The sequence below is a fragment of the Roseovarius azorensis genome, from assembly GCF_900109455.1.
GTDB lineage: Bacteria > Pseudomonadota > Alphaproteobacteria > Rhodobacterales > Rhodobacteraceae > Roseovarius > Roseovarius azorensis.
Window position 1 is genome coordinate 199,515 of the sequence record NZ_FOAG01000006.1, and the last position, 24,543, is coordinate 224,057.

Here is a 24,543-nt window from a genome sequence, read left to right on the forward strand (position 1 = left end):
GGCAATCGCCGGGTTCAGGCTGTTGGCAAGGTCGGGACCAATGAATTCGGGCAAGATGTGCTGGAGGGTTCGGCGTTGGGGGCAGGGAGGCCTCAGGCGGCGGGTTTGTGGCGCATCGGCCCCGCCGGGAGTGGCAGGCGGTTATGACCCCTCCCCGGTGACATGTCATATATGACACGTCATGGCGGTCAGGTGGCAAGGGTCGGCGCGAAAGGTCCGGTCAGACGACGCCGGAGGTTCCGGGGTCCGAAGGGGGCGGCAGGACACAAGCGGCTGAGTTCCGGCGCACCGGCCCCGCCGGAAGTGGCGGGGGCGTTGTGACCACATTCGGATGACATGTCATGGTATCTGCGCCGCAGACCTGCGGCCTGAAATATCCACGAGGTCGCAAGCGCCCGGAGCCCGGAAATGTGTTATGCTCGGCCTGATCTGACAACGGGTGGGGAAAGCGCATTACGCAGTCACGAGTTAGATTTTGCAGGAGTTTCGATGGAACCCGCATCGCCTATTGCGTGACGGGGCAGGGTGCGCCGGTGTTGTTGATGCCCAGTTGGTTGTCGAATCTCGACTATCAGTGGCAGAGCACGGCGTGGCGTCCATGGCTCGAGTTTCTGTGGGACCGGAACCATCTGATCCGGTACGATCCGCGTGGCTGCGGACTGTCGGACCGGGATATCGACGACCTCTCGTTCGACAGCTGGGTGCGCGATGTGGATGCCGTGCTGGATGCTGCGGGTCTTGACCGGGTCTCGCTGATCGGCATTTGCCAGGGTGGGGCCGTTGCCATCCGCTATGCCGCCTCGCGCCCGGACCGGGTGGATCGTCTGGTCCTGTATGGCACCTATGCGCGAGGCCGGAACCGCCGCGACGATGTGCCCCTGGAGCCTGAAAAGGCCAAGGTCATGCTGGAGATGCTGGAACTGGGATGGGCCGACGAGGACAGCGCGTTCATGCGTTCCTTTGCCACGCAGTTTCAGCCGGATGGCACGCTGGAGCATCTGCGGACGTGGTGCAAGCTGCAACGCCAGGCGGCATCGGCAAGCAGCGCCGTCGCCCTGACCAGGATCATGTTCGATATAAACGTGATGGAGGATGCGCGTAAAATCCGTTGCCCGACGCTGGTTGCCCATGTCCGGGAGGATGCCGTGGTGCCATTGGAGGAGGGGCGCATTCTCGCGAGGGAAATACCTGGTGCGAGTTTTCTGACATTTGACAGCCGCAATCACTTCATGCTTCCGAAGGAACCGGCCTGGGCCGAACTGGTCGATGCGCTCGACTCTTTCCTGCCCGGCCTGCGCGAAAGCGATGAACTGGCCGCGGTTCTGAGCATGCGCGAGCAACAAGTTCTGCGCGCGGTTGCGGAAGGGCTGGACAACCGCGAGATCGGCACGGCGCTCGACATCAGCGAGAAGACGGTGCGCAATCATGTGTCGGGCATCCTGTCGAAACTTGGTGTTCCGACGCGCGCCAAGGCGATCGTCCGGGCGATTCGTGCCGGGCTGGGACCGGGCGAAGCCGGTCGGTGAGCGGGGCAAATGTCCCGGCGCCGACGTCGAAATCCCTTGGGAAATCCCACCGAGCGGGACAACCGCATCATGTGGCGTGGCGTGAAGGCGCGTAACCTCGATCTGTTCCGATCAGGGGAGAAGCGCCATGTTCGCCGAGATGATCCGCACCTGTGCCGCGTCGATTGCCGTGCTCGTATCCATGGCGTGTGGCGGTCATGCCGAAACAGAGGTGCCGATGCCGCTGTCGGTCGACGATCTGAAGCAGACATATCTTGACTGCGAGCGGCGCGCGCTTGCCGGGCGGATTGCAACCGACGAGATCATGCCGTGCTCGGTCGTCTACGAGGAACTCAAGCGCCGGGGTTTTGACGGCAACTGGGTCAAGCTGTGGCACTGGTCGCAGCGCGCGCTTGGCCAGGGTCAGGACGCATGAATTGCGCCCCTTGAGTGTTGCGGCAATCGGAAACCATCGCACCCGGGGCAGCGGATCGGATCCGGTGGCGGGTGGCCTGGGGTGAAAGATCCCCGCCTGCGCGGGGATGACGGGCGCGAGGGGGGCGGGGTGGCCGGCCCTAGCTGCCCTCGTGTCGCCGCGGGTCGGCGGGGTAGACGCCGAGGATGGTGACATCGGAGGTGAAGTAATCCAGCTCGTCCAGCGCGCGGGCCACTGGGGGATCCTCGGGGTGGCCCTCGATATCGGCATAGAACTGGGTCGCGGTGAACGAACCGCCGACCATGTAGCTCTCGAGTTTGGTCATGTTCACCCCGTTGGTGGCAAAGCCGCCCATCGCCTTGTAGAGCGCGGCGGGGATATTGCGCACCTGAAACACGAAGGTGGTCATCATGCCGTCACCGCCCCTGCGCGCGAAATCGGGTTCGCGCGCCATGACCAGAAACCGGGTGGTGTTGGTGCTCTGGTCCTCGATATGCCGTGCGAGCACGTCGAGGCCGTAGATCTCGCCCGCAAGCTCGCTGGCCAGCGCCGCGATTTCGGGCCGACCGGCCTCGGCGACATGTCGGGCCGATCCGGCGGTGTCGGCGCCGGTGATCCGGCGGATGCCGTGGCGCTCCAGAAAGGCGCGGCACTGACCCAGAAGCATGGTGTGGCTCATCGCGCTCTCGACCTGGTCGAGGCGCACACCGGGCAGGGCCAGAAGGTTGATGTGCACACGCACGAAGGCCTCTGCCACGATATGCAGTCCGGATTCGGGCAAGAGGTGGTGAATATCGGCGACCCGCCCGAAGGTCGAGTTCTCGACCGGCAGCATGGCAAGATCAGCCTCGCCTTCGCGCACCGCTGCAATCGCATCCTCGAAGGTGCGGCAGGGCAGGGGTTCCATCGCGGGATATGTCTCGCGGCAGGCCTGGTGCGAGTAGGCGCCAAGCTCTCCCTGAAAGGCGATGTGGTTGGTCATCCGCATTTTTCCGTGTTCTTGGCCCGGTCGGGCGTTTGGTCGCGGAAACTACACCTTGCGCGTCAGTAGGGGAAGCGGATAGATACGCGGCCAACAATGGATCAAATGGAAACGGGCCAATGTTCGACACAATGACACTGACAAAGACCGCTGGCGCCCTGTGCGGCGCCCTGCTGATCTTTCTTCTCGGCAATTGGGCGGCGGAGACGATCTATTCGACAGGTGGCGGTCATGGTGAGGATCACGCGCAGGGTTACGTGATCGACACCGGCGCGGGCGATACCGAAGAAGAGGTCGCCGATGAGGGGCCGAGTCTGGCGGAACTGATGGCCGCCGCGGATCCGGCGAATGGCGAAAGCGTGTTTCGCAACTGTGCTGCCTGTCACGCGGTCGCGGATGGCGAGAACAAGGCCGGGCCGCATCTCTACGGTGTGGTTGGCCGGGCTGTCGGGTCGGTTGACGGGTTTGGCTATTCCGGTGCGCTGACCGAGGTGGCCGAGGTCTGGACGCCGGTGGAACTGAATGCGTTTCTTGAAAATCCGCGTGGCTATGCACCGGGCACGTCGATGGGCTATGCCGGGCTGCGCAAGGCTGAGGATCGCGCCGACCTGATCGCCTATCTCGATCAGACCGACGGCACGACCTTTGAAATGCCGGTGGATGAGGCGGCGGCCGAAGAGCCTGCGGCGGAGGAAGGTGCGACCGAGGAAGGCGCTGCGGAAGAGGGTGCGACCGAGGAGGACGCTGCCGAAGAGGGTGCGACCGAGGAAGGCGCTGCGGAAGAGGGTGCGACCGAGGAGCCCACAACGGAACAGGCAGCGACGGAAGAGTCCGGCGCATCGGATTTTGCCGCTCTGGTTGCCGCTGCCGATCTCGGCGAGGGCGAGAGGATTTTCCGCCGCTGTGCCGCCTGTCACGCGGTCGCGGATGGCGAGAACAAGGCCGGGCCTCATCTCTTTGCCGTGGTCGGCCGTGATATCGCCAGCGTCGAGGGGTTCAACTATTCCGACGCGCTCAAGGGGCTGGACGGTGAATGGACGCCGGAAAAGCTAAGCGCATGGCTGGAGAAACCGAGCGAGTTTGCGCCGGGCAACCGCATGGGATTCCCCGGCCTCAAGGACGAGCAGGACCGCGCCAATCTGATCGGCTATCTGCAAAGCGTCGGCAACTGAGATTGACGATTTCGTGAACATGGCCGCTGCCCGGTGCGGGTGGCGGCCTTTTTCATGGGTGCGCCGGATGATCGCGCTTGAACAAGGCGTCCCCCCTCCTTAGCTTGCCAAGAACAGAAAAAGCGCCAGATAAGGCAGCGGCAGGAGGATGATAGCATGACCGGACACCAATGCCCGGCTGACGCCCGGGTTGCCTGGAAAGTTGCGCCATGGCGCGCGCTCATGGCCCTTGCGGGCCTGTCGATTGCGGCACTCATGGCGCAGGCGGTGTGGGCCGGGGAAAAGATCATCACCTCGCATGGCTATTCGTTCTATGGCGATCTGAAATATCCCGCCGATTACGAGCATTTCGATTACGTGAACCCGGATGCGCCCAAGGGTGGCGAGATCGCGCTGTATGCGCCCGGTACGTTCGACTCGATGAACCCCTATTCGCGCAAGGGCCGCGCCGGGCGGCTGTCGTGGATGGTCTACGAGAGCCTCCTGGGCGGATCGGAGGCCACCGGCGAGCCGCTGCCGGGGGATCGCTATAACGAGGGTTATGGCCTGCTGGCCGAACGGCTGGAATATGACGAGGGCAAGACCTGGGTGATTTTTCACATGCGGCCCGAGGCACGGTTTGCCGATGGCACGCCGGTCACGGCGCATGACGTGGTGTTCTCGCACGACCTGTTTCTGGAACAGGGGCTGAAATCCTATGCCGATGCGGTCAAGCGCCGGGTGCTGAGCGCCGAGGCGCTGGACGATCACCGGGTGAAATTCACCTTTGCCGAGGGCATCTCGCGCCGGTCGCTGATTGATCAGGTGGGGGGCACGCCGGTGTTTCCGCGCAAGTGGTATGAGGATACCGGCGCGCGGCTGGATGAGCCGCGGCTGGAGGCGGCGCCGGGGTCCGGCCCCTATCAGGTCAAGAGCTATGACGTGAACCGCAACATCGTCTATGAGCGCAACCCCGATTACTGGGGCTGGCATCTGCCGATCAACAAGGGGCGGCATAATTTCGACCGTATAAGGATAGAGTATTTCGCCGATGACAACGCCGCGTTCGAGGCGTTCAAGGCGGGCATCTACACGTTCCGGCCCGAGGGCAATTCCAAGACCTGGGCGACCGGATACGATTTCCCGGCGATGCAGAAGGGGCATGTGGTCAAGGCCGAACTGCCCGACGGATTGCCGCCGACGCCTTCGGGGTTCGTCTTCAACCTTGGCCGCGAGAAGTTGCAGGACAAGCGGGTTCGACAGGCGATTGCGCTGGGGTTCAATTTCGAGTGGACCAATGCGTCGCTGCAATACGGTCTCTTCCGGCAGCGCCATTCCTTTGTGCAGGATACGCCGCTTGAGGCCAAGGGCGTGCCGGAGGGGGCGGAACTGGAACTGCTGAAATCGCTGGGCGATCTGGTGCCCGAGGAGATGCTGACCGCGCCTGCGGTGATGGCGCACGAATCCGACGGTTCGCGGCTCAATGACCGGCGCAATCTGCGGGCGGCGATGAAACTGCTGGACGAGGCGGGCTGGGCCGTGGGCGGCGACGGCAAACGGCGCAATGCGGCAGGCGAGGTGCTCAGGATCGAGATCCCGATTTCCGCCTCTGGATCTGCCACCATGTCGGCGGTCGTCGAGAGTTTCGTGAGCAATCTGCAACTGATGGGGATCGACGCGAAATTCGACAAGATCGACGCTGCGCAATATACCGCGCGCGAGCGGGACCGCGACTATGACATGATATTTGACAGCTATGTCGCGTTCCTTGAGGCGGGCACCGGGCTGCATCAGCGTTATGGCAGCAAGGAGGCCGCGTTCAGCCTGTTCAACCCCGCCGGGCTGGCAAGCCCGATGGTGGATGCGATCATCGACCGCGCCCTCGAGTCGGGCAGCAAGGAAGAGCAGGACGTGGCGCTGACGGCACTGGACCGGGCGCTGCGCTATGAATTCTTCATGGTGCCGACATGGTATCTGGACCAGAGCTGGGTCGCCTATTGGGATATGTTCGACTATCCCCGGCCGCTGCCGCCCTATGCCACCGGAGTGCTGGATTTCTGGTGGTATGACGCGGAAAAGGCCGAGGCGCTCAAGGCTGCGGGCGCGCTGTGATCCGGGGGAACGTCTGAGATGGGCGCCTATATCCTGCGGCGGCTGTTGCTGATCGTGCCCACGCTCTTCGGGATTATGGTCATCAATTTCGCGCTGGTGCAATTCGTGCCCGGCGGGCCGGTCGAACAGATGATCGCCAACATGCAGGGGCAGGGCAATGTGTTCGAGAGCTTTTCCGGCGCAGGGTCCGATACCGGGCAGGAGATGGTGGGCACGGCGGGCGGTAACGATCAATACCTCGGCGCGCGGGGCCTGCCGCCGGAGTTGATCAAGGAACTGGAGGAACAGTTCGGTCTCGACAAGCCCCCGGTCGAGCGGTTCTTCAACATGATGTGGAACTACATGCGCTTCGATTTCGGCGAGAGTTATTTCCGCAAGATCGAGGTGCTGGATCTGGTGCTGGAAAAAATGCCGGTTTCGATCACGCTGGGCCTGTGGTCGACGCTGATCGCCTATATCGTGTCGATCCCGCTGGGGGTGGCCAAGGCGGTGCGGGACGGCACGAGGTTCGACACATGGACCAGCGGCGTGATCATCGTGGCCTATGCGATCCCGGCGTTTCTGTTTGCGATCATGCTGCTGGTTCTGTTCGCGGGGGGCAGTTATTTCCAGATATTCCCGCTGCGCGGCCTGACCTCGGACAATTTCGATCAGCTGAGCCTCGTGGGCAAGATCGGCGATTATCTCTGGCATATCGCGTTGCCGGTCATCGCCTCGACCATCTCGGCCTTTGCGACGCTGACGCTGCTGACCAAGAACAGTTTTCTCGACGAGATCAAGAAGCACTACGTGATGACCGCGCGGGCCAAGGGGTTGAGCGAGCGCCGCGTGCTCTACGGGCATGTGTTCCGCAACGCGATGCTCATTGTGATCGCGGGGTTCCCGGCGGTGTTCATCGGGGTGTTCTTTGGCGGCTCGGTTCTGATCGAGACGATCTTCAGTCTCGATGGGCTGGGGCGCCTGGGATTCGAGGCGGCGGTGGGGCGCGATTACCCGGTGATGTTCGGCACGCTGTTTCTGTTTGGCCTGATCGGTCTGGTGGTCGGCATCCTGAGCGACCTCATGTATGTGCTGGTCGATCCGCGCATCGACTTTGAAAAGCGGGAGGGCTGAGGCTGTGATCCGCCTGTCGCCGCTCAATCAGCGCCGCTGGCGCAATTTCCGGCGCAACCGGCGGGCGTTCTGGTCGCTGGTGATTTTTTCGGTGATCTTCACCATCACGCTGTTTGCCGAGTTCGTGGCCAATGACAAGCCGATCCTGGTGCAGTATCGCGGCGACTATTACATGCCGATTTTCCGGTTCTATCCCGAGACCGCGTTCGGCGGGGATTTCGAGACCGAGGCGATCTATCGCGATCCCGAGGTGCAATGCCTGATCGCGTCGGGGGGATTGGACATCTGTTTCGACGATCCCGAGGGCGTTATCGCGGATGCCGCAGACGGCGTGGTCGGGGGCGAGGTGATCGAGAAGGGCTGGGCGATCTGGCCGCCCATCCCCTACAGCTACAACACCACGGTGGACCGGCCCGGCGCCGCCCCGCTGCCGCCCAACGGGCAGAACCTGCTGGGCACGGATGATACCAAGCGCGACGTGCTGGCGCGGGTGATCTACGGGTTCCGTCTGTCGGTGATGTTCACGCTGATCGTGACGCTATTGTCGTCGGTCATCGGGATATTCGCGGGGGCGGTGCAGGGCTATTTCGGTGGACGCACGGATTTGATCTTTCAGCGGATCATCGAGATATGGTCATCGACCCCGCAGCTATATGTCATCATCATCCTTTTCGCGATCCTGCCGCGAAGTTTCTGGCTGTTGGTGGTGATCACAGTCCTGTTCGGCTGGATGGCGCTGGTTGGTGTGGTGCGGGCGGAGTTCCTGCGCGCGCGCAATCTGGAGTATGTGCGCGCCGCCAAGGCGCTAGGGGTCAGCAATCTGACGATCATGTTCCGCCATATGCTGCCCAATGCGATGGTGGCGACGCTGACCATGCTGCCGTTCGTGATCACCGGGACGATCTCGCTGCTGGCGGGGCTGGATTTTCTGGGTTTCGGGTTGCCGTCCTCTGCCCCTTCGCTGGGCGAGTTGACGTTGCAGGCCAAGCAGAACCTGCAGGCGCCGTGGCTGGCGTTCACGGCGTTCTTTGCCTTTGCGATCATGCTGTCGCTCCTGGTGTTCATCTTCGAGGGTGTGCGCGACGCCTTTGATCCGAGAAAGACCTTTCAATGAGTGTCCTGGAGGTCAGGGATCTGCGGGTGAGTTTCCGGCAGGACGGGCAGTTGATCCCGGCGGTCAGGGGGGTGTCGTTCGGCCTCGACCGGGGTGAGACGGTGGCGCTGGTGGGCGAATCCGGTTCGGGTAAATCGGTGACGGCGCTGTCAACGGTGTCGCTGCTGGGGGCGTCGGCGGAGGTCAGCGGCTCTGTCCTCTATGACGGGCAGGAGATGATCTGCGCGGATGACCGGCGGTTGCGCAGGGTGCGCGGCAACGACATCAGTTTCATCTTTCAGGAGCCGATGACCAGTCTCAACCCGCTGCATACGCTGGAAAAGCAGTTGCGCGAGAGCCTTGAGCTGCATCAGGGGCTGACCGGGGACGCGGCGCGGGCGCGGATCGTGGACCTGCTGGAGCGGGTTGGCATCCGCGAGGCGGCAAGCCGTCTGGGGGCCTTTCCGCATCAGTTGTCGGGCGGGCAGCGGCAGCGGGTGATGATCGCCATGGCGCTGGCCAACAAGCCCGATATCCTGATCGCGGACGAGCCGACGACGGCGCTCGACGTGACCATTCAGGCGCAGATCCTGGAACTGTTGGCAGAGTTGAAGCGCGAAGAGGGGATGGGCCTGTTGTTCATCACGCATGATCTGGGGATCGTGCAGCGCATCGCCGACAGGGTCTGCGTGATGAAGGATGGCGAGATTGTCGAGAGCGGGCCGGTGGCGGAGGTGTTTGCGGCGCCCCGGCACGACTATACCCGCAAGTTGCTTGGGGCGCGGGCCGTGGGCGTGCCCGCACCCGTGCCCGACGGCGGCGAGGTGGTGGCCGAGACCGAGGATCTGCGCGTGTGGTTCCCGATCCAGAAAGGGTTTCTCAAGCGCACGGTGGGTCACGTCAAGGCGGTCAATGCCGCCACCCTGCGCGTGCGTGCGGGCGAGACGCTGGGGATCGTGGGCGAATCCGGGTCGGGCAAGACCACGCTGGCGCTGGCGATCATGCGGCTGATCGCGTCGGAGGGGAAGATCAGGTTTGGCGGCGAGGATGTAAACCGCTGGTCCACCCGCGAGTTGCGCAGGCACCGGGCGGATATGCAGATCGTGTTTCAGGATCCGTTCGGCAGCCTGAGCCCGCGCATGACGGCCGCGCAGATCATCGCCGAGGGGCTGGGCGTGCATGGCAATCCGGGCGGGCGGCCCGAGCGCGACCTTGTGGCCGAGGTGATGGATGAGGTGGGGCTGAACCCCGCCATGATGGACCGCTATCCGCATGAGTTTTCGGGCGGTCAGCGGCAGCGGATCGCCATTGCCCGCGCCATGATCCTGCGGCCGAAACTGGTGGTGCTGGACGAGCCGACATCGGCGCTCGACATGACGGTGCAGGTGCAGATCGTCGATCTGCTGCGCGATCTGCAGGTGAAATACGGGCTGGCCTATCTGTTCATCAGCCATGACCTGCATGTGGTGCGCGCGATGAGCCACCGGGTGATCGTGATGAAGGACGGCGATGTGGTCGAGGCGGGCGAGGCCGGAGCGCTGTTTTCCGCGCCGCAGACGGACTATGCGCGCACCCTTCTGGCGGCGGCGCTGGAGGGGCGGGTGGGGGCATAGGGGCTCAGATCGCCGAACTGTGCCCGTTCTCGTCCATCTCGTAGGCGTCGAACTGACGCGCGATCATGCGGGTCAGGGGGCGTGCCTCGGGCGGGATGGCAAGGCCGCTTTCGTCAAGGCGCAGGTGTCCCGGATAGGCCTGATCGGCCTCTGACAGCATCTGTTTGAGGGCATCGGCGGTGATGGCGTGGTCGCGTATGATCTCTGCTGCATCAATGCGGAAATCACACATCAGCGCCTCGATCAGGCGGGCGCGCAGCCTGTCCTCGGGTGAAAATACATGCCCCCGCGCCGTGGAAAACCGCCCCTCGCGGATGGCGCCGGTATGCGCGCCGGTGGCGGGCGCGTTCTGCGCATAGCCCTGCGGAAAGCGCGAAATGGATGATGCGCCCACGCCGATCAGCACCTCGGCGGTGTCGTCGGTATAGCCTTGGAAGTTGCGGCGCAGGCGCCCCGCCTTTTGCGCGACACTCAGGCCGTCGGAAGGGGTGGCGAAATGGTCGATGCCGATTTCCTGATAGCCGTCCCAGAGAAACAGGCGACGGGCGGTCTCGAAGAGGTCAAGTCGTTCCTGCGGGGTGGGCAGGGCATCCGAGGGGATCAATTGCTGGCGCTTGGCCATCCATGGGACATGGGCATAGCCATAGAGCGCCACGCGATCCGGGCTGAGCGACAGGAGTTTCTGCACGCTTTCGGTGATGCGCGCCCCGGTCTGGTGCGGCAGGCCATAGAGGATGTCGGCATTGAGGCTGACCACGCCGCGCGCGCGAATCTCGTCCGCCGCCTGGCGGGTGATGTCATAGCTTTGCAGGCGTCCGATGCTTTTCTGGATCTCGTCGTCGAAATCCTGCACGCCGATCGAGGCGCGGTTCATGCCGGCGGCGGCCAGCGCGTCGAGGCGGGGGCCGTCGATTTCGTTCGGGTCGATCTCGACCGAGAATTCGGTCGCATCCGTAAAGGGTGCGATATTGCGGATTGCGCCGGCCAGTTCGTCGATCATGCCGGGCTGCAGGAGCGTCGGCGTGCCGCCGCCCCAATGCAGCCGCGAGAGCCGCACGCCGCGCGGCAGAAGCGCGCCCAGCATGGCAATCTCTGCCTTGAGCGTTTCGAGATAGGCGGTCACCGGCGCATCGGTCTGGGTGCCCTGCGTGCGGCAGGCGCAGAACCAGCAGAGGCGGCGGCAGAAGGGGACATGCACATAGAGGGATATCCGTGCGTTCTCTGGAATCGCCCTGACCCAGCTGCTAAAATGATCTGGCCCCACCGAGCGGTTGAAATGCGGTGCGGTGGGGTAGCTGGTGTAGCGCGGCACCTTGGCGTCAAAAAGGCCGAGTTTTCCCAGTTGAGTTTGCGTTTTCATGTGCCAAGGATTATGCAGGACCCGAGTTGTAATCCTTGACGCAGATCAATTCACGGGAAAAATGACAGTTTGATGCTGAAGGAACTTGCCAGTGCTGCCCCTCGCGATTGTGAGGATTGCCCGATCCGGCACCGCGCCGTTTGTGCGCGGTGTGAAAGCGATGAACTGGAGCGGCTGGATCAGATAAAGTATTACCGTTCTTTCGAGGCGGGCCAGACGCTGATCTGGTCCGGCGACAAGATGGATTTCGTGGGGTCGGTCGTGTCGGGCATCGCCACGCTCACGCAGACCATGGAGGACGGGCGCACGCAGATGGTGGGCCTGCTGCTGCCCAGCGATTTCGTGGGTCGTCCGGGGCGTGACAGCGCCGCCTATGACGTGGTGGCGGTCAGCGATATCGTGATGTGCTGTTTTCGCAAGAAGCCGTTTGAAGACATGATGGCGCGCACGCCGCATATTGCGCAGCGCCTGCTGGAAATGACCCTCGATGAGCTGGACGCGGCGCGCGAATGGATGCTGGTTCTGGGGCGCAAGACGGCGCGCGAGAAGATCGCCTCGCTCATCGCGATCATTGCGCGGCGTGATGCGGTGCTGAACACCGCGGGGATGCAGGGCCCGCTGGTATTCGATCTGCCGCTGACGCGGGAAGCGATGGCCGATTATCTGGGCCTGACGCTGGAGACAGTGAGCCGTCAGGTCTCGGCGCTCCGGCGGGATGGGGTCATAATGCTGGAAGGCAAGCGCCGGGTGACGGTGCCCGATTTCAACCGCCTTCTCGAAGAGGCGGGCGATGACAGCGATGGCGGGCTGTTGGTCTGACCTGCCGTATTCGCGGGCGGAATATGACACACTCGTTACCGCCGCGTGAGCGTAAAGTGAGTCGATATCTGTTCTTGTCTGCGCGCGACATCACTACTCTTGCTTCAGGACTGGCTGAAATCTGGAGCATCACGATGACCAAGACCCAATCTCGCGCGCGCACCCGAAAAGCCGGCAATTCAAAAGCCCCCGCCGCAGAACCGGCTACGCCCGAAATGACGCGGCGTCGGCTGCTGGGGCGTTTGGGCTACGGGGCGCTGGGGGTTGCCGCCTTTGGTGGGGCCGGCATCTGGGGCACCCGGCATGTGCAGGCGATCAATGCCGAACATGACCTGAGCCGTGTGGGACAGGGCGTGCCCACGGTCGTTCAGATACATGACCCGCAATGTCCGGTCTGCATGGCGCTGCAAAAACAGACCCGCAAGGCGCTGCGCGGGATCGACGAACAGGATCTTCTCTATCTTATCGCGAGCATACGCACGGCCGAGGGCAGCGCCTTTGCGGGCAGGTTCGGCGTGCCGCATGTGACACTGCTGCTGTTTGACGGGCAGGGAGAGTTGCGTCAGACCCTGCGCGGGCCGCAAGAGGCCGAACATCTGCGCCCGATATTCGAGTCGCTGGGCCGCCGGGGTTAGCGGCGACCATGCAAGGCTTGGCGAGGTTCAATCGGCGCGCTCAATGTGCCATCAGGACCGGCACCCTGGCCTGTTCGAGCATATAGCGCGTGGCCCCGCCAAAAATCGCCTCGCGGAACCGCGAATGGCCATAGGCCCCCATCACCACCATATCGGCGGCCATGTCGCCCGCGTGCCGCAAGAGCACGTCCGATACACGCGGCAGGGTCTTTGACAGGACGTCGATCTCGACCTTGACCCCGTGCCGCGCCAGATATTGCGACAAGAGCCCGCCGGGATCGGATCGGTTGGGGCCGTGGGTTGGCGGGTCGATCACCACGACATGCACCTCGTCCGCCGATTCGAGCAATGGCATCGCGGCGCGGACCGCGCCGAGGGCTTCGCTGCTTTCATTCCAGCCGATCATGATTCGGGCCGGACGCGGAACCGGCGCGCCGCCGGCGGGAACGACCAGGACCGCGGTGCGCCCCTCGAAGAGCGCTGCCTCGATGACCGGCTCAAGCTCGGCTCCGCGCCCCTCGCCATAGGGTTGCGGCAGGATGACCATATCGGAAAACCGGGCCCGGACCGCGACATGCCGCCCCAGATCCGCGAGCTGCGCGACGCCGCCCTCGACACCCCAGCGCAGGGAGGTGCCGCCGAGGATTGCGCGCGCCCTGGTCTCGATCTTTTCGGCCTCCTGTTGTGCGCGGGTGATGGTTTCCTGAAGAACAATCGCGCTGGCCCCGGCGTAGTAATAGCCTGACTGGCTCCGGTCCACGCCGAGGCAGAGCACGTCGAGATGGGCGTCATTGATGCTGGCGGCCTCGATGGCATGAGCCAGCGTTTGCTCAATGAGCGCTTCGTCGGTGAGTACGGAAAACAGGCTTCGGTATGTCATGTCGCATTCCTTTCTTTAGCTGCCTATAGCATCACCGTATTACGCGGGCGGCATTTCATGCCTTGATGCCGATCAAGTAAAGCTCTGGCTCGTCTTGATGCAGATCAAGGATAGTTGAATCCGTTCCCACCATTACGGCTACAGTCTGAACGCGCCCGCGCGGGACTGTTCGAATCGCGCGGAAAGAGACAAAGGGACGTAACATGACGAATTATATCAAATTGATCGCGCTAGGTCTGGTCACGCTTTTTGCACTGATCGCGGCCAATTACGCGCGCGATCTGGCCTATCTGGTCAATGCGCTGACGGTGGCGCTGGTGGCTGGCGGGCTGTTTCTGTGGGTGCTGCGCCATACCGATGAACCCGTCGAAAAGGTGGATCTGTCAGGGGAATACATGGATGGCGTGGTGCGTGCCGGGGTCGTTGCAACCGCGTTCTGGGGGGTTGTCGGCTTTCTGGTGGGGACGTTCATTGCCTTTCAGCTTGCCTATCCGGCGCTCAATTTCGAATGGGCGCAGGGCTATGCCAATTTCGGGCGGTTGCGTCCGCTGCATACGAGCGCGGTGATCTTTGCGTTTGGCGGCAACGCGCTGATTGCGACGTCCTTTTATGTGGTGCAACGCACCTCTGCGGCGCGACTCTGGGGTGGGAATCTCGCGTGGTTCGTGTTCTGGGGCTATCAGCTGGTGATCGTGCTGGCAGCCACCGGCTATTTGCTGGGGGCCACGCAATCCAAGGAATATGCCGAGCCGGAATGGTATGTGGACTGGTGGCTGACGGTCGTGTGGCTGGCCTATCTGGCGGTGTTCCTGGGCACCATCGTCAAGCGCCGCGAGCCGCATATCTACGTGGCCAACTGGTTTTACCTGTCGTTCATCATCACCGTGGCCATGCTGCATGTGGTGAACAACCTGAGCATTCCGGTGTCGATCTTTGGTTCGAAATCGGTGCAGGTGTTCTCGGGCGTGCAGGATGCGATGGTGCAGTGGTGGTATGGCCATAACGCCGTGGGCTTTTTCCTGACCGCAGGGTTTCTGGGCATGATGTATTATTTCGTGCCGAAGCAGGCGGAGCGCCCGGTTTACAGCTACAAACTCAGCATCATCCACTTCTGGGCGCTGATCTTTCTCTATATCTGGGCTGGTCCGCATCACCTGCACTATACGGCGCTGCCGGACTGGGCCTCGACCCTTGGCATGGTGTTCTCGATCATTCTGTGGATGCCGTCCTGGGGCGGGATGATCAACGGTCTGATGACGCTCTCGGGAGCATGGGACAAGCTGCGCACCGATCCGATCATCCGCATGATGGTGATCTCGATCGGGTTTTACGGCATGTCCACATTCGAGGGGCCGATGATGTCGATCCGGGCGGTCAATTCGCTATCGCATTACACCGACTGGACCATCGGGCATGTGCATTCGGGGGCTCTGGGGTGGAACGGGATGATCACCTTTGGCGCGCTCTATTTCCTGGTGCCGAAGTTGTGGAACCGTGAACGGCTCTATAGCCTCAACCTCGTGAGCTGGCACTTCTGGCTGGCGACCATCGGTATCATTCTCTACGCCGCCTCGATGTGGGTGACCGGCATCATGGAGGGCCTGATGTGGCGCGAGGTGGATGCCAACGGCTTTCTCGTGAACTCGTTTGCCGATACCGTGGCCGCCAAGTTTCCGATGTATGTGGTGCGCGGTCTGGGTGGGGTGCTGTTCCTCGCCGGTGCGGTGATCATGTGCTACAACCTCTGGATGACTGTAAGGCGTTCGCCGGCCGTTGCCGCCGCGAACAGCGCAGTCCCGGCTGAATAAGAGGGACGCAGAGATGGCAATTCTGGACAAACACGCAATCCTGGAAAAGAACGTCACGCTTCTGGCGATCTTTGCCTTTCTCGTGGTCACCATCGGGGGGATCGTGCAGATCGCCCCGCTGTTCTGGCTGGAAAACACTATCGAGGATGTCGAGGGCATGCGCCCCTATTCCCCTCTCGAACTGGCGGGGCGGGATATCTATGTCCGCGAGGGCTGTTACGTCTGTCACAGCCAGATGATCCGCCCGATGCGGGACGAGGTCGAGCGCTATGGCCATTATTCACTGGCGGCGGAGTCGAAATATGACCATCCGTTCCAGTGGGGATCGAAACGCACCGGGCCTGATCTGGCCCGCGTCGGCGGTCGCTATTCGGATGACTGGCATGTGGACCACCTGCGCGATCCGCAGTCGGTCGTGCCGGAATCGGTGATGCCGAAATACGGCTTTCTCGAAAACCGGATGCTGGACGGCAAGTATGTTGTCGACCTGATGAAAACCCACCGACTGATCGGCGTGCCCTATACCGACGAGATGATCGAGAACGCACAGGCCGATTTCAAGGTGCAGATCGACCCGTTCGGCGATACCGACGGTCTGCTGGAGCGCTATCCGGGGGCGCAGGTGCGCAATTTCGACGGTCAGCCGGGGATATCGGAGACCGACGCGCTGATCGCTTACATGCAGATGCTGGGCACGCTGGTCGATTTCTCGACCTTCACGCCGGTCGCAAACCGTTAGGAGGCACGGAGATGGAAACCTATTCGCTGCTGCGTGAGTTCGCCGATAGCTGGATGTTGCTTTTCCTGTTCCTGTTCTTTGTCGGTGTGGTGCTCTGGGTGTTCCGCCCCGGCGCGACCAAGACCTACGAGGATCCGTCGAACATCCCATTCCGGCACGAAGACAAACCGGCACCGGCGCGTGATGCCGACGCCAAGGAGGCGTGAGACATGGCCAAGAAACCAATCAGCAAACAGGAACCGGATACCACCGGCCACGAGTGGGACGGCATACAGGAATACAACAACCCTTTGCCGCGCTGGTGGTTGTGGACCTTCTACGCCACCATTGTCTGGGGTCTGTGGTATGTGATCGCCTACCCGGCCTGGCCGCTGATCAATCAGGCGACGGCGGGTTACAAGGGCTGGTCGACGCGCGCCAATGTCGCGGTTGAACTGGCTGAGGCCGAGGCGGCGAATGCCGGGATCAACGCGAAGCTGGTTGCGGCCGAACTGAGCGAGGTGTCGGCTGACCCGGAACTGCAGGGCTATGCGACATCGGCGGGTGCCGCGGTTTTCAGGACCTCGTGCGCGCAGTGCCATGGGTCGGGTGCCGCCGGTGTTCAGGCCTCGGGCTATCCCAACCTGCTGGACAATGACTGGCTCTGGGGGGGCACCATCGAGGATATCCACGCCACGATTGCCCATGGCATCCGCAATGAGGATGATCCGGATGCGCGCTATTCCGAAATGCCCGCATTTGGCGAAATTCTCGAAAGCGCCGAAATTGACCAGGTGGTCAACTACGTGATGTCGCTCTCGGGCGAGCCGCAGGATCCGGCATTGGTGGCCGCAGGCGAGACCGTCTACATGGACAATTGCGCCGCCTGTCATGGCGAAGAGGCGCAGGGTGACATTTCTCAGGGTGCGCCGAACCTTGCGGATGCGATCTGGCTTTATGGCGGGGATTACGACACGATCAGGGAGACCGTCACCTATTCCCGTTACGGTGTGATGCCGTCCTGGGCAGGTCGTCTGAGCGAGGCCGAGCTGCGCGCCGTCGCGGTTTATGTTCACCAACTGGGCGGGGGCGAATAGGTCCCGCAGGAATACCCCGGACCGTGCCTGACAGCATGGCCCGGGGTTGGCATGCGCCTTGCCGCGGTGGTCGAAGAGCGCGCGGGGCGGCGATTCAGTCGCGGCGGCGCGCTATGAGATGCGCCTCGAGTTCGGCACCCGAACGGGCGTCGAACCGTTCTGCCGGGGGCCAGTGGGCCCGACCGTAGTGGTGGCGGCGATGGGTGTCGCCAGTGTCGATACGGGTTGCGGTCCTGAAAGTATCGGCGAAAATATTGAACATGGTATGATCCTTTTGTCTGCGGTGTTTCTGTGTTCAATATGGACAACCAGCGTATTTTACGCGAGTCTGGAAAAATTCCGACTTGTAAGGTAGTCTAACATCATGGACTGGCTTTCATTGCCTCCGCTGACCGCTCTGCGTGCCTTTGCCGCTCTGGCCGAGACCGGCGGCACGGTGGCGGCAGGGGCGCGGCTGAATGTGAGCCATGCCGCCGTGAGCCAGCAGATAAAGCAGTTGGAATCGCATCTGGGCGTGGCGCTGGTCGATCGCTCGGGGCGACAGTTGCGGTTGACGGCAGAGGGGCAGGATCTGGCGGATGCGCTGACGCTGGGGTTCGGGGCGATTGCGCGGGCGGTAGAGACGCTGACCGGGGCGGATGCCGACCGGGCGCTGCAGATCTCGGCCACGCCGGGTTTCGCGGCGCAATGGCTGATGCCGCGGCTGAGCGATTTCCGGCAGGCGCATCCGCAGATCGACATCATGATCGACCCCACCCCGAGGATCGTCTCGCTGGAGCCGGGCGGCATCGACATCGCGATACGCTATGGCACCGGGCATTGGCCGGGGCTTGAGGCGGAGTTGCTGTTCTGCTCGCCGCTGGTGGCGGTGGCCGCTCCGCGACTGGTCGAGGGGGTGCGGGTCGAGACGCCCGCCGATCTGGCGGAATTGCCGTGGTTGCAGGAATTCGGAACCAACGAGGCGAGCGACTGGCTGCGTCGTCGCGGGGTGACCAGAGAGCGGGTCGCCGGTCTGGTGCAGGTGCCCGGGAATCTGTTGCTGGATGGGTTGCGCGACGGTCAGGGGGTGGCCGTCACCCTTCATGACTGGGTGCGGCAGGATATCGCGGCGGGGCGGCTGCGGCTCTTGTTTGAAGAACCGGGGGATGCGGGCTATTATATCGTCACGCGCCCCGGCGTGCTGCGGGGGGTTGCCAAGGCCTTTGTGAGCTGGTTGAGGCGGCAGGCGGTGCCGGTCAAATAGATCGGTTTGGGATTCAGAATTTGATACAGGTCAAAGCTGCCCGAGTCGCACCCTGCCACAAGAGGGTCAGCACATCCCTGAACCCGGAGTATGTCCGTGGCCGACTCTCAGCCAACCGCACCTCAGTCCCTCTATGCCGCGCGTGAGCCGGTTTTTCCCAAGCGGGTGTATGGCAAGTTCCGCAATCTGAAATGGGTGATCATGATCGTCACCCTTGGCATCTATTATGTCATGCCCTGGATTCGCTGGGACCGGGGCCCGAGCCTGCCGGATCAGGCGGTGCTGCTCGACCTGGCGAACCGTCGGTTCTTTTTCTTCTGGATCGAGATCTGGCCGCATGAATTCTATTTCGTGGCCGGTCTGCTGGTGATGGCGGGACTGGGGCTGTTCCTGTTCACCTCCGCCCTGGGGCGCGTCTGGTGTGGTTATGCCTGCCCGCAGACGGTCTGGACCGATCTCTTCATCCTTGTGGAACGCTGGATCGAGGGGGACCGCAACGCCCGGCTGCGCCTGCACCGGCAGAAGAAGTGGGATCTGCGCAAGGCGCGGCTGCGGCTGACGAAATGGATTACATGGCTGTTGATCGCGGTCGCAACCGGGGGGGCCTGGGTGTTCTATTTCACCGATGCGCCGACGCTTCTTGTCGATCTCGTTACGCTCAATGCCCATCCCATTGCCTATACGACGATTGCGGTGCTGACCGGCACGACCTTTTTCTTTGGCGGTTTTGCGCGCGAGCAGATCTGTATCTACGCCTGCCCCTGGCCGCGCATTCAGGCGGCGATGATGGACGAGGATACGCTGACCGTCGGCTACCGCGAATGGCGCGGCGAGCCGCGCAAGAATTCCGAGGCGGTCAAGGCGGGGGCGGAGCAGGGCGATTGCATCGACTGCATGGCCTGCGTCAATGTCTGCCCGGTGGGGATCGACATCCGCGATGGTCAGCAGTTGGAGTGCATCACCTGCGCGCTTTGTATCGACGCCTGTGACGATATCATGGCCAGGATCGGCAAGCCGCGCGGATTGATCGACTACATGGCGCTGACCGACGAGGTGTCGGAGCGCGCGGGCAGCGCGCCCAAGCCGATCATCAAACACGTGCTGCGCCCGCGAACCATCCTCTACACCGCGCTCTGGTCACTGGTGGGTCTTGGGTTGATATTCGCGCTGTTCATCCGTTCGGATATCGACCTGACGGTCGCGCCGGTGCGCAACCCGACCTATGTGATGCTGTCGGATGGCGCGATCCGCAACACTTATGAGGTGCGCATCCGCAACATGCATCACGAAGAGCGGACGTTCGAGATCACCGTCAAGGGCGACCCGGCGATCCGCCTGGAACTGGAGGGCTCGACCGATGCCAGGGTTAGCGTGCCCGCCGACGAGATGCTCCTGCAACGGGTCTATCTGGTGGCCCCGTCGGGAACTGCGGCGGCGCGAATGGATCGCACCGACGCGCGGCTGTGGATCGAGGACATGGTGAATGGCGAGCGTGCCTACAGGGATACGGTATTCAACGGAAAGGCAGAGTGATGAGCGAAGGAAAACTGACAGGGCGGCATGTTTTGCTGATCTTCGTGACCGCCTTTGGTGTGATCATTTCGGTCAATCTGCTGTTGGCCTATTCTGCCGTCAGCACCTTTCCGGGGCTGGAGGTCAGGAATTCCTATGTCGCCAGCCAGGAATTCGACGAACGCAAGGCGGCGCAGGAGGCGCTGGGCTGGACGGTGAGCGCGGATCACGCGGATGGCGTTCTGATGCTCAGCATCACGAATGAGAGCGGCCAGCCTGTCGAGGTCGCGCAGCTTGAGGCGACGGTGGGGCGCGCGACGCATGTGTTCGACGACCAGACGCCGGAATTCCGGTTCGACGGGCGCGCCCATGTCGCGCCGGTCGATCTGGGCGACGGCAACTGGAACATCCGCATGACGGCGCGGGCCGCCGATGGCACGCTCTTTCAGCAGCGCGTCGTGCTGCACAAGGACTAGATCATGACCGCCACGATGCGCCCCGCGCCTTCGGCCTGTCCTGCCTGCGCCGCCGCCCCGGCGGCGGAGGCCCTGGCTACCCGCGCCCTGTTGCCCGCGCAGATCGCGCTGTCGCTGCCGACGATCCATTGCGCGGCCTGCATTTCCAAAATCGAACGGGCGCTCAGTGCCCATCCGCAGGTCACCTCGGCACGTGTCAACCTGACGCTCAAACGTGCCAGTATTGATGCCGCACCAGAGGTGACGGCGGAAGAGATGCGCGCGCTGGTCGAGGGGCTGGGCTATGAGGCGCACGAGCTGGACGCGGGCACGCTCAATGCCACGGCCAATGACAGGGCGGGGCGCGACCTGTTGATGCGGCTGGCGGTGTCGGGCTTTGCCAGCATGAATGTCATGCTCCTGTCGGTTTCGGTCTGGTCGGGGGCCGAGGATGCGACGCGGGACATGTTCCACTGGATTTCCGCTGCGATCGCCCTGCCGGCGATTGCCTTTTCCGGCGTGCCGTTCTTTCGAAATGCCTGGGCCGCGCTGCGCAACCGGCGGCTCAACATGGATGTGCCGATCGTGCTGGCCATCGTGCTGGCGATTGTCACCTCGCTGTGGGAAACCATGCTGTCGGGGCATCATGCCTATTTCGATGCGGCCATGGCGCTCACGTTTTTTCTGCTGGCGGGGCGGTATCTCGATCACCGCACGCGGGCGATTGCGCGCTCTGCGGCAGAGGAGTTGACCGCGCTCGAGGTGCCGCGTGCGATCCGGCTGCGGGACGGGGCCGAGGAGCAGGTCAACGTCGCGCAACTGGCGGTAGGCGATCTCATCCTTGTGCGTCCCGGAGGGCGGATGCCGGTGGATGGGGTGGTGGTCAGCGGCACGTCGGAAATCGACCGCTCTCTTCTGACGGGCGAGACGCTGCCGGTCTTTGCGGGCGAAGGGCAGGCGGTCAGCGCCGGTGAGGTCAACCTGACCGGGCCGCTCACGATACGGGCAACGGCGGTCGGGGCGGAGACCTCGTTGCACCGGATGGTCGATCTGGTGGCCATCGCGGAATCGGGGCGTTCGCGCTACACCTCTCTGGCGGATGGTGCGGCCAAGCTTTATGCGCCGGGGGTGCATATCCTTGCGGCGCTCAGTTTCGCGGGCTGGTATGTCTTTACCTGGGATATGCGCACCGCGCTCAATATTGCCGCTGCCGTGCTGATCATCACCTGTCCCTGTGCTCTGGGTCTTGCGGTGCCTGCGGTGACGACCGCCGCCTCGGGGCGGCTGTTCCGGCGGGGGATGCTGATCAAGCATGAAACCGCGCTGGAGCGGCTGGCGCAGGTCGATACGGTGGTGTTCGACAAGACCGGCACATTGACCACTGGCACGCCGCATCTGACCAATCTGGAGGGGTTGCCGCGTCACGTGGTCGAACTGGCGCTGGCGTTGGCGCAGGGATCGTCGCACCCGCTGGCGCAGTCGATCACCCGTGCCGCGCGCGAGGCCGGTTTTGCGGCGGCGGCGGTCACGGATGTGACCGAGGTGCCGGGATATGGCACGAGGGCGATGGCCGGGGGGCAGGAGGTGCGTCTCGGGCGGGCCAGCTGGACCGGAGCGCGGGCGCTGTCGGAAACGGCGGCATTCCTGCGGCTGGGGGATCAGCCGCCGGTGGCCTTTACCTTTGCCGATGCGCTGCGCCCCGGTGCGGTCGAGGCGGTGGCGGGGCTAACCCGGCAGGGCAAGCGGCTGATCCTCATATCAGGCGACACCCCCCCGGCGGTCGAGGCGCTGGCCACCCGTCTGGGCATCCCGCAATGGATGGCCGAGGCGTTGCCCGCCGACAAGGCGGCGCGCGTCGAGGCGCTGACTGCCGAAGGCGCGCATGTGCTGATGGTGGGCGACGGGCTGAACGATACGGCGGCGCTGGCTGCCGCGCATGTCTCGATTTCGCCCGCCACGGCGCTTGATGCGGCGCGTGTGGCCAGCGATATCGTGCTCCTGGGCAATGACCTCTCGCCGATTGCGTCGGCCTGCGATACGGCCCGTTCGGCGACCCGCCGCATCCGTGAGAATTTCCAGATCGCCACGGTCTATAACGTGATTGCCGTGCCGCTTGCCGTGGCGGGACTGGCGACGCCGCTCATTGCGGCCTTGGCCATGTCGCTGAGTTCGATTACCGTAACGCTGAACGCGCTGAGGCTGAGGTAGCGGCGATGAATATTCTCAGCTACCTGATTCCGATTTCGCTGATCCTGGGGGGGATTGGCCTGCTGGCCTTTGTCTACACGGTGCGCAGCAACCAGTATGATGACCCCGAGGGCGACGCGCGCCGTATCCTGTCGGATGACTGGGACGACCGGCCCAAGCCGTGAGATCGGTCTCGTTTCAGCTTGGCCCGATCATGAAGCAGGTGATCTTCTTGGCCTGCAATCGGCGGCAGGCGAGATCGGCGGATTCGCGGGTCATGCCCATGAAATTCGCGTCAAAGCCGGACGGTCTCCGGACTACCTTGCGCAGCGATCCGTCGAGCGTGGCCATTTCATTGAGTGCGGTTTGTAACAGAACCTGCCGCGCCTTGTATTCATTGGGATAACGGCCCACATTGATGCCCCAGTGCCGCCCCCCGGATGTCGAGACGCGGGTCACGACCTCTGGTGTCGGATCGGCCTCGGGCAGGCTTGCCAGCACGACATCCTCAGGACGGGGTTCGGGGCGCACTTCGGGGGTTACGCCGGTGCTGCCCTGGGGTATCGAGGCGGGCTCAGGTTCAGCGGAGGCAACCGCGGTCCCCTGGGCTGCGCGCAGAGCGCGTTCGATGTCTGACCGGGCGGCGACCAGCACGGGCGCGGACTGAGGCATTGGCCTGACCTGTGGTCTCAGGCTCTTGCGCACAGCGGCCGCTTCGGCGAGGCGCACGGTCTTGCCGGCCAGTTCGGGACGGTCCTGTCCGACGGCGATCATGATCGGGCCAGAGCCGATCTTGCCCATGTAGGGGGGACGCGCGGGACGATGCAAGGCGACGCGGTTCGGGGCCTTGTTGAAGCCGAGATCGAGCAGTTCGGCCACCTTGGCATTGCGCGCGGCGGTGGACTGGCCGCCAAAGACGGTGGCGATGATCCGCTCGCCGCCACGTTCCGCGCTTGCGGTCAGGTTGAATCCGGCGGCACGGGTATAGCCGGTCTTGATCCCGTCCGCGCCGCGATAACTCTCCAGCATGCGGCGATTCGTGTGGCTCACCTGAGCGATGCCGGCATTGGCGGTGATGCGCGAGAACAGGTTGTAGTATTGCGGATAGTCATAAAAAAGGTGGCGACCCATGATGGTCATGTCGCGTGCGGTCGACAGGTGCCCTGACTGCGTGAGACCATGTGCGTTCTTGAATGTGGTGCGCGTCATCCCGAGCGCCTGGGCGGTGCGGTTCATGCGGCGGGCGAACTGTGCCTCGGAACCCTCTATTGCCTCGCCGAGCGCTGTGGCCGCGTCGTTGGCCGACCGCACAGCCGCCGCGCGGATGAGATAGCGCAGCGCGATGGTCTGGCCTGCGCGCAGGCCCAGTTTGCTGGGCGGCTCATTGGCGGCATTGGCGCTGATGCGCACCTTGTCGTCCAGCCCGATCTCGCCGTTCTCGACAGCCTCGAACACGACATAGAGCGTCATCATCTTGGTCAGCGAAGCCGGATGCAGCCGCGTGTCCGCATTATGGGAATAAAGCACCTCGCCGTTGCGCGCATCCATCACAAGCGCCGCATAGGGCGCTGCCGCCGCGCTCAGCGGCACGATCACCAGCATCCAGAAGGTTGCGAACGCCACCAGACCCCAACGGACCGGCTGCCTGCCCCGTGCTTTCATAGAACCGCTCTTATACTGCCTCACGCCGCCGGTTATCCGACTGGCTTTGATTATGGTCGAACGCTAGCACATGAAGGGCTTGTTTTAAAGCGTTCATTTCTAAGAAATTTTAGCGTGGCAGGTAGGTCAGACAAGATATGGTGGGCAATAAGGCGCCGCCCT

Annotated in this window: 23 protein-coding genes; 18 read left to right on the forward strand and 5 right to left on the reverse strand. The window is 63.3% G+C overall.

Going from position 1 to position 24,543, the window contains the following annotated elements; translation table 11 throughout:
* The first annotated feature begins 542 nt into the window (after positions 1-542).
* Complete coding sequence (locus BSG08_RS11095) at positions 543-1,526, forward strand: alpha/beta fold hydrolase (protein ID WP_139274559.1); 984 nt, start codon at positions 543-545, stop codon at positions 1,524-1,526.
* A gap of 127 nt (positions 1,527-1,653) precedes the next feature.
* Entirely contained in the window at positions 1,654-1,941 is a 288-nt protein-coding gene (locus tag BSG08_RS11100) for a hypothetical protein (protein WP_093036567.1), read from the forward strand.
* 139 nt (positions 1,942-2,080) lie between these two features.
* On the opposite strand, the gene BSG08_RS11105 is transcribed toward BSG08_RS11100, so the two are convergent.
* On the reverse strand, positions 2,081-2,923 hold the full coding sequence (locus tag BSG08_RS11105) for a prephenate dehydratase (RefSeq protein ID WP_093036570.1): 843 nt from the start codon (positions 2,921-2,923) through the stop codon (positions 2,081-2,083).
* A gap of 119 nt (positions 2,924-3,042) precedes the next feature.
* Between BSG08_RS11105 and BSG08_RS11110 the strand changes: the two genes are divergently transcribed.
* The 5 genes from BSG08_RS11110 (at position 3,043) to BSG08_RS11130 (ending at position 10,005) form a co-directional block, all read left to right on the forward strand.
* Positions 3,043-4,095, forward strand: a complete 1,053-nt coding sequence (locus BSG08_RS11110; protein ID WP_093036573.1) for a c-type cytochrome — start codon at positions 3,043-3,045, stop codon at positions 4,093-4,095.
* Positions 4,096-4,317: 222 nt separating this feature from the next.
* Positions 4,318-6,186, forward strand: coding sequence for an extracellular solute-binding protein (locus BSG08_RS11115; protein WP_093036576.1), 1,869 nt, complete (start codon positions 4,318-4,320; stop codon positions 6,184-6,186).
* An 18-nt stretch (positions 6,187-6,204) separates the two neighbouring features.
* Entirely contained in the window at positions 6,205-7,299 is a 1,095-nt protein-coding gene (locus BSG08_RS11120) for a microcin C ABC transporter permease YejB (protein WP_093036579.1), read from the forward strand.
* A 7-nt stretch (positions 7,300-7,306) separates the two neighbouring features.
* Complete coding sequence (locus BSG08_RS11125; RefSeq protein WP_093036818.1) at positions 7,307-8,413, forward strand: ABC transporter permease; 1,107 nt, start codon at positions 7,307-7,309, stop codon at positions 8,411-8,413.
* Positions 8,410-10,005, forward strand: a complete 1,596-nt coding sequence (locus BSG08_RS11130; protein ID WP_093036582.1) for an ABC transporter ATP-binding protein — start codon at positions 8,410-8,412, stop codon at positions 10,003-10,005. The genes BSG08_RS11125 and BSG08_RS11130 overlap by 4 nt, the downstream gene beginning before the upstream one ends.
* 4 nt (positions 10,006-10,009) lie before the next feature.
* On the opposite strand, the gene hemN is transcribed toward BSG08_RS11130, so the two are convergent.
* Positions 10,010-11,365, reverse strand: coding sequence for an oxygen-independent coproporphyrinogen III oxidase (gene hemN / locus BSG08_RS11135; protein ID WP_093036584.1), 1,356 nt, complete (start codon positions 11,363-11,365; stop codon positions 10,010-10,012).
* Positions 11,366-11,437: 72 nt separating this feature from the next.
* Here hemN and fnrL point away from each other — a divergent pair, with 72 nt between their 5' ends.
* Both fnrL and BSG08_RS11145 read left to right on the forward strand, forming a co-directional pair.
* On the forward strand, positions 11,438-12,184 hold the full coding sequence (gene fnrL / locus BSG08_RS11140; protein WP_093036587.1) for a transcriptional regulator FnrL: 747 nt from the start codon (positions 11,438-11,440) through the stop codon (positions 12,182-12,184).
* A 134-nt stretch (positions 12,185-12,318) separates the two neighbouring features.
* Complete coding sequence (locus BSG08_RS11145; RefSeq protein WP_093036590.1) at positions 12,319-12,819, forward strand: YbbN family protein; 501 nt, start codon at positions 12,319-12,321, stop codon at positions 12,817-12,819.
* A 40-nt stretch (positions 12,820-12,859) separates the two neighbouring features.
* Here BSG08_RS11145 and BSG08_RS11150 read toward each other — a convergent pair whose 3' ends face one another.
* A complete protein-coding gene (locus BSG08_RS11150; protein WP_093036593.1) occupies positions 12,860-13,699 on the reverse strand; it encodes a universal stress protein in 840 nt (279 codons plus the stop codon).
* 203 nt (positions 13,700-13,902) lie between these two features.
* Here BSG08_RS11150 and ccoN point away from each other — a divergent pair, with 203 nt between their 5' ends.
* Genes ccoN through ccoP form a run of 4 tightly spaced genes read left to right on the forward strand, consistent with a single transcriptional unit; the run spans position 13,903 to position 17,322 of the window.
* Positions 13,903-15,507, forward strand: coding sequence for a cytochrome-c oxidase, cbb3-type subunit I (ccoN, locus tag BSG08_RS11155; RefSeq protein WP_093036596.1), 1,605 nt, complete (start codon positions 13,903-13,905; stop codon positions 15,505-15,507).
* A gap of 13 nt (positions 15,508-15,520) precedes the next feature.
* The gene (ccoO, locus tag BSG08_RS11160) at positions 15,521-16,246 is read left to right on the forward strand and encodes a cytochrome-c oxidase, cbb3-type subunit II (protein ID WP_093036599.1); all 726 of its coding nucleotides are present in this window, start codon (positions 15,521-15,523) and stop codon (positions 16,244-16,246) included.
* 11 nt (positions 16,247-16,257) lie between these two features.
* Positions 16,258-16,452, forward strand: a complete 195-nt coding sequence (locus tag BSG08_RS11165; protein ID WP_093036602.1) for a cbb3-type cytochrome c oxidase subunit 3 — start codon at positions 16,258-16,260, stop codon at positions 16,450-16,452.
* Between the two features lie 3 nt (positions 16,453-16,455).
* A complete protein-coding gene (gene ccoP, locus BSG08_RS11170; RefSeq protein WP_093036605.1) occupies positions 16,456-17,322 on the forward strand; it encodes a cytochrome-c oxidase, cbb3-type subunit III in 867 nt (288 codons plus the stop codon).
* Between the two features lie 94 nt (positions 17,323-17,416).
* Here ccoP and BSG08_RS19475 read toward each other — a convergent pair whose 3' ends face one another.
* Positions 17,417-17,584 carry a hypothetical protein gene (locus BSG08_RS19475; protein ID WP_175544763.1) on the reverse strand — a complete coding sequence of 56 codons (168 nt, stop codon included), beginning with the start codon at positions 17,582-17,584 and terminating at the stop codon, positions 17,417-17,419.
* 102 nt (positions 17,585-17,686) lie between these two features.
* Between BSG08_RS19475 and BSG08_RS11175 the strand changes: the two genes are divergently transcribed.
* From BSG08_RS11175 to ccoS, 5 genes are all read left to right on the forward strand, one after another.
* Complete coding sequence (locus BSG08_RS11175) at positions 17,687-18,565, forward strand: LysR family transcriptional regulator (RefSeq protein ID WP_093036607.1); 879 nt, start codon at positions 17,687-17,689, stop codon at positions 18,563-18,565.
* A gap of 90 nt (positions 18,566-18,655) precedes the next feature.
* On the forward strand, positions 18,656-20,098 hold the full coding sequence (gene ccoG, locus BSG08_RS11180) for a cytochrome c oxidase accessory protein CcoG (RefSeq protein ID WP_175544764.1): 1,443 nt from the start codon (positions 18,656-18,658) through the stop codon (positions 20,096-20,098).
* Positions 20,098-20,553, forward strand: a complete 456-nt coding sequence (locus tag BSG08_RS11185; protein ID WP_175544765.1) for a FixH family protein — start codon at positions 20,098-20,100, stop codon at positions 20,551-20,553. Before ccoG ends, BSG08_RS11185 begins: the two co-directional genes overlap by 1 nt.
* A gap of 3 nt (positions 20,554-20,556) precedes the next feature.
* Positions 20,557-22,740, forward strand: coding sequence for a heavy metal translocating P-type ATPase (locus tag BSG08_RS11190; RefSeq protein WP_093036612.1), 2,184 nt, complete (start codon positions 20,557-20,559; stop codon positions 22,738-22,740).
* Between the two features lie 5 nt (positions 22,741-22,745).
* Entirely contained in the window at positions 22,746-22,904 is a 159-nt protein-coding gene (gene ccoS, locus BSG08_RS11195) for a cbb3-type cytochrome oxidase assembly protein CcoS (protein WP_093036615.1), read from the forward strand.
* 13 nt (positions 22,905-22,917) lie between these two features.
* On the opposite strand, the gene BSG08_RS11200 is transcribed toward ccoS, so the two are convergent.
* A complete protein-coding gene (locus tag BSG08_RS11200) occupies positions 22,918-24,381 on the reverse strand; it encodes a D-alanyl-D-alanine carboxypeptidase family protein (protein WP_093036618.1) in 1,464 nt (487 codons plus the stop codon).
* Positions 24,382-24,543 lie beyond the last annotated feature (162 nt).

What these genes read in the sequence shown, in the direction of transcription:
- BSG08_RS11095 (WP_139274559.1), top strand. Translation starts at nt 543, where the DNA reads ATGCCCAGTTGGTTGTCGAATCTCGACTATCAGTGGCAGAGCACGGCG.
- BSG08_RS11100 (WP_093036567.1), top strand. Translation starts at nt 1,654, where the DNA reads ATGTTCGCCGAGATGATCCGCACCTGTGCCGCGTCGATTGCCGTGCTC.
- BSG08_RS11105 (WP_093036570.1), bottom strand. Translation starts at nt 2,923, where the DNA reads ATGACCAACCACATCGCCTTTCAGGGAGAGCTTGGCGCCTACTCGCAC.
- BSG08_RS11110 (WP_093036573.1), top strand. Translation starts at nt 3,043, where the DNA reads ATGTTCGACACAATGACACTGACAAAGACCGCTGGCGCCCTGTGCGGC.
- BSG08_RS11115 (WP_093036576.1), top strand. Translation starts at nt 4,318, where the DNA reads ATGGCCCTTGCGGGCCTGTCGATTGCGGCACTCATGGCGCAGGCGGTG.
- BSG08_RS11120 (WP_093036579.1), top strand. Translation starts at nt 6,205, where the DNA reads ATGGGCGCCTATATCCTGCGGCGGCTGTTGCTGATCGTGCCCACGCTC.
- BSG08_RS11130 (WP_093036582.1), top strand. Translation starts at nt 8,410, where the DNA reads ATGAGTGTCCTGGAGGTCAGGGATCTGCGGGTGAGTTTCCGGCAGGAC.
- hemN (WP_093036584.1), bottom strand. Translation starts at nt 11,365, where the DNA reads ATGAAAACGCAAACTCAACTGGGAAAACTCGGCCTTTTTGACGCCAAG.
- fnrL (WP_093036587.1), top strand. Translation starts at nt 11,438, where the DNA reads ATGCTGAAGGAACTTGCCAGTGCTGCCCCTCGCGATTGTGAGGATTGC.
- BSG08_RS11145 (WP_093036590.1), top strand. Translation starts at nt 12,319, where the DNA reads ATGACCAAGACCCAATCTCGCGCGCGCACCCGAAAAGCCGGCAATTCA.
- BSG08_RS11150 (WP_093036593.1), bottom strand. Translation starts at nt 13,699, where the DNA reads ATGACATACCGAAGCCTGTTTTCCGTACTCACCGACGAAGCGCTCATT.
- ccoN (WP_093036596.1), top strand. Translation starts at nt 13,903, where the DNA reads ATGACGAATTATATCAAATTGATCGCGCTAGGTCTGGTCACGCTTTTT.
- ccoO (WP_093036599.1), top strand. Translation starts at nt 15,521, where the DNA reads ATGGCAATTCTGGACAAACACGCAATCCTGGAAAAGAACGTCACGCTT.
- BSG08_RS11165 (WP_093036602.1), top strand. Translation starts at nt 16,258, where the DNA reads ATGGAAACCTATTCGCTGCTGCGTGAGTTCGCCGATAGCTGGATGTTG.
- ccoP (WP_093036605.1), top strand. Translation starts at nt 16,456, where the DNA reads ATGGCCAAGAAACCAATCAGCAAACAGGAACCGGATACCACCGGCCAC.
- BSG08_RS19475 (WP_175544763.1), bottom strand. Translation starts at nt 17,584, where the DNA reads ATGTTCAATATTTTCGCCGATACTTTCAGGACCGCAACCCGTATCGAC.
- BSG08_RS11175 (WP_093036607.1), top strand. Translation starts at nt 17,687, where the DNA reads ATGGACTGGCTTTCATTGCCTCCGCTGACCGCTCTGCGTGCCTTTGCC.
- ccoG (WP_175544764.1), top strand. Translation starts at nt 18,656, where the DNA reads ATGTCCGTGGCCGACTCTCAGCCAACCGCACCTCAGTCCCTCTATGCC.
- BSG08_RS11185 (WP_175544765.1), top strand. Translation starts at nt 20,098, where the DNA reads ATGAGCGAAGGAAAACTGACAGGGCGGCATGTTTTGCTGATCTTCGTG.
- BSG08_RS11190 (WP_093036612.1), top strand. Translation starts at nt 20,557, where the DNA reads ATGACCGCCACGATGCGCCCCGCGCCTTCGGCCTGTCCTGCCTGCGCC.
- ccoS (WP_093036615.1), top strand. Translation starts at nt 22,746, where the DNA reads ATGAATATTCTCAGCTACCTGATTCCGATTTCGCTGATCCTGGGGGGG.
- BSG08_RS11200 (WP_093036618.1), bottom strand. Translation starts at nt 24,381, where the DNA reads ATGAAAGCACGGGGCAGGCAGCCGGTCCGTTGGGGTCTGGTGGCGTTC.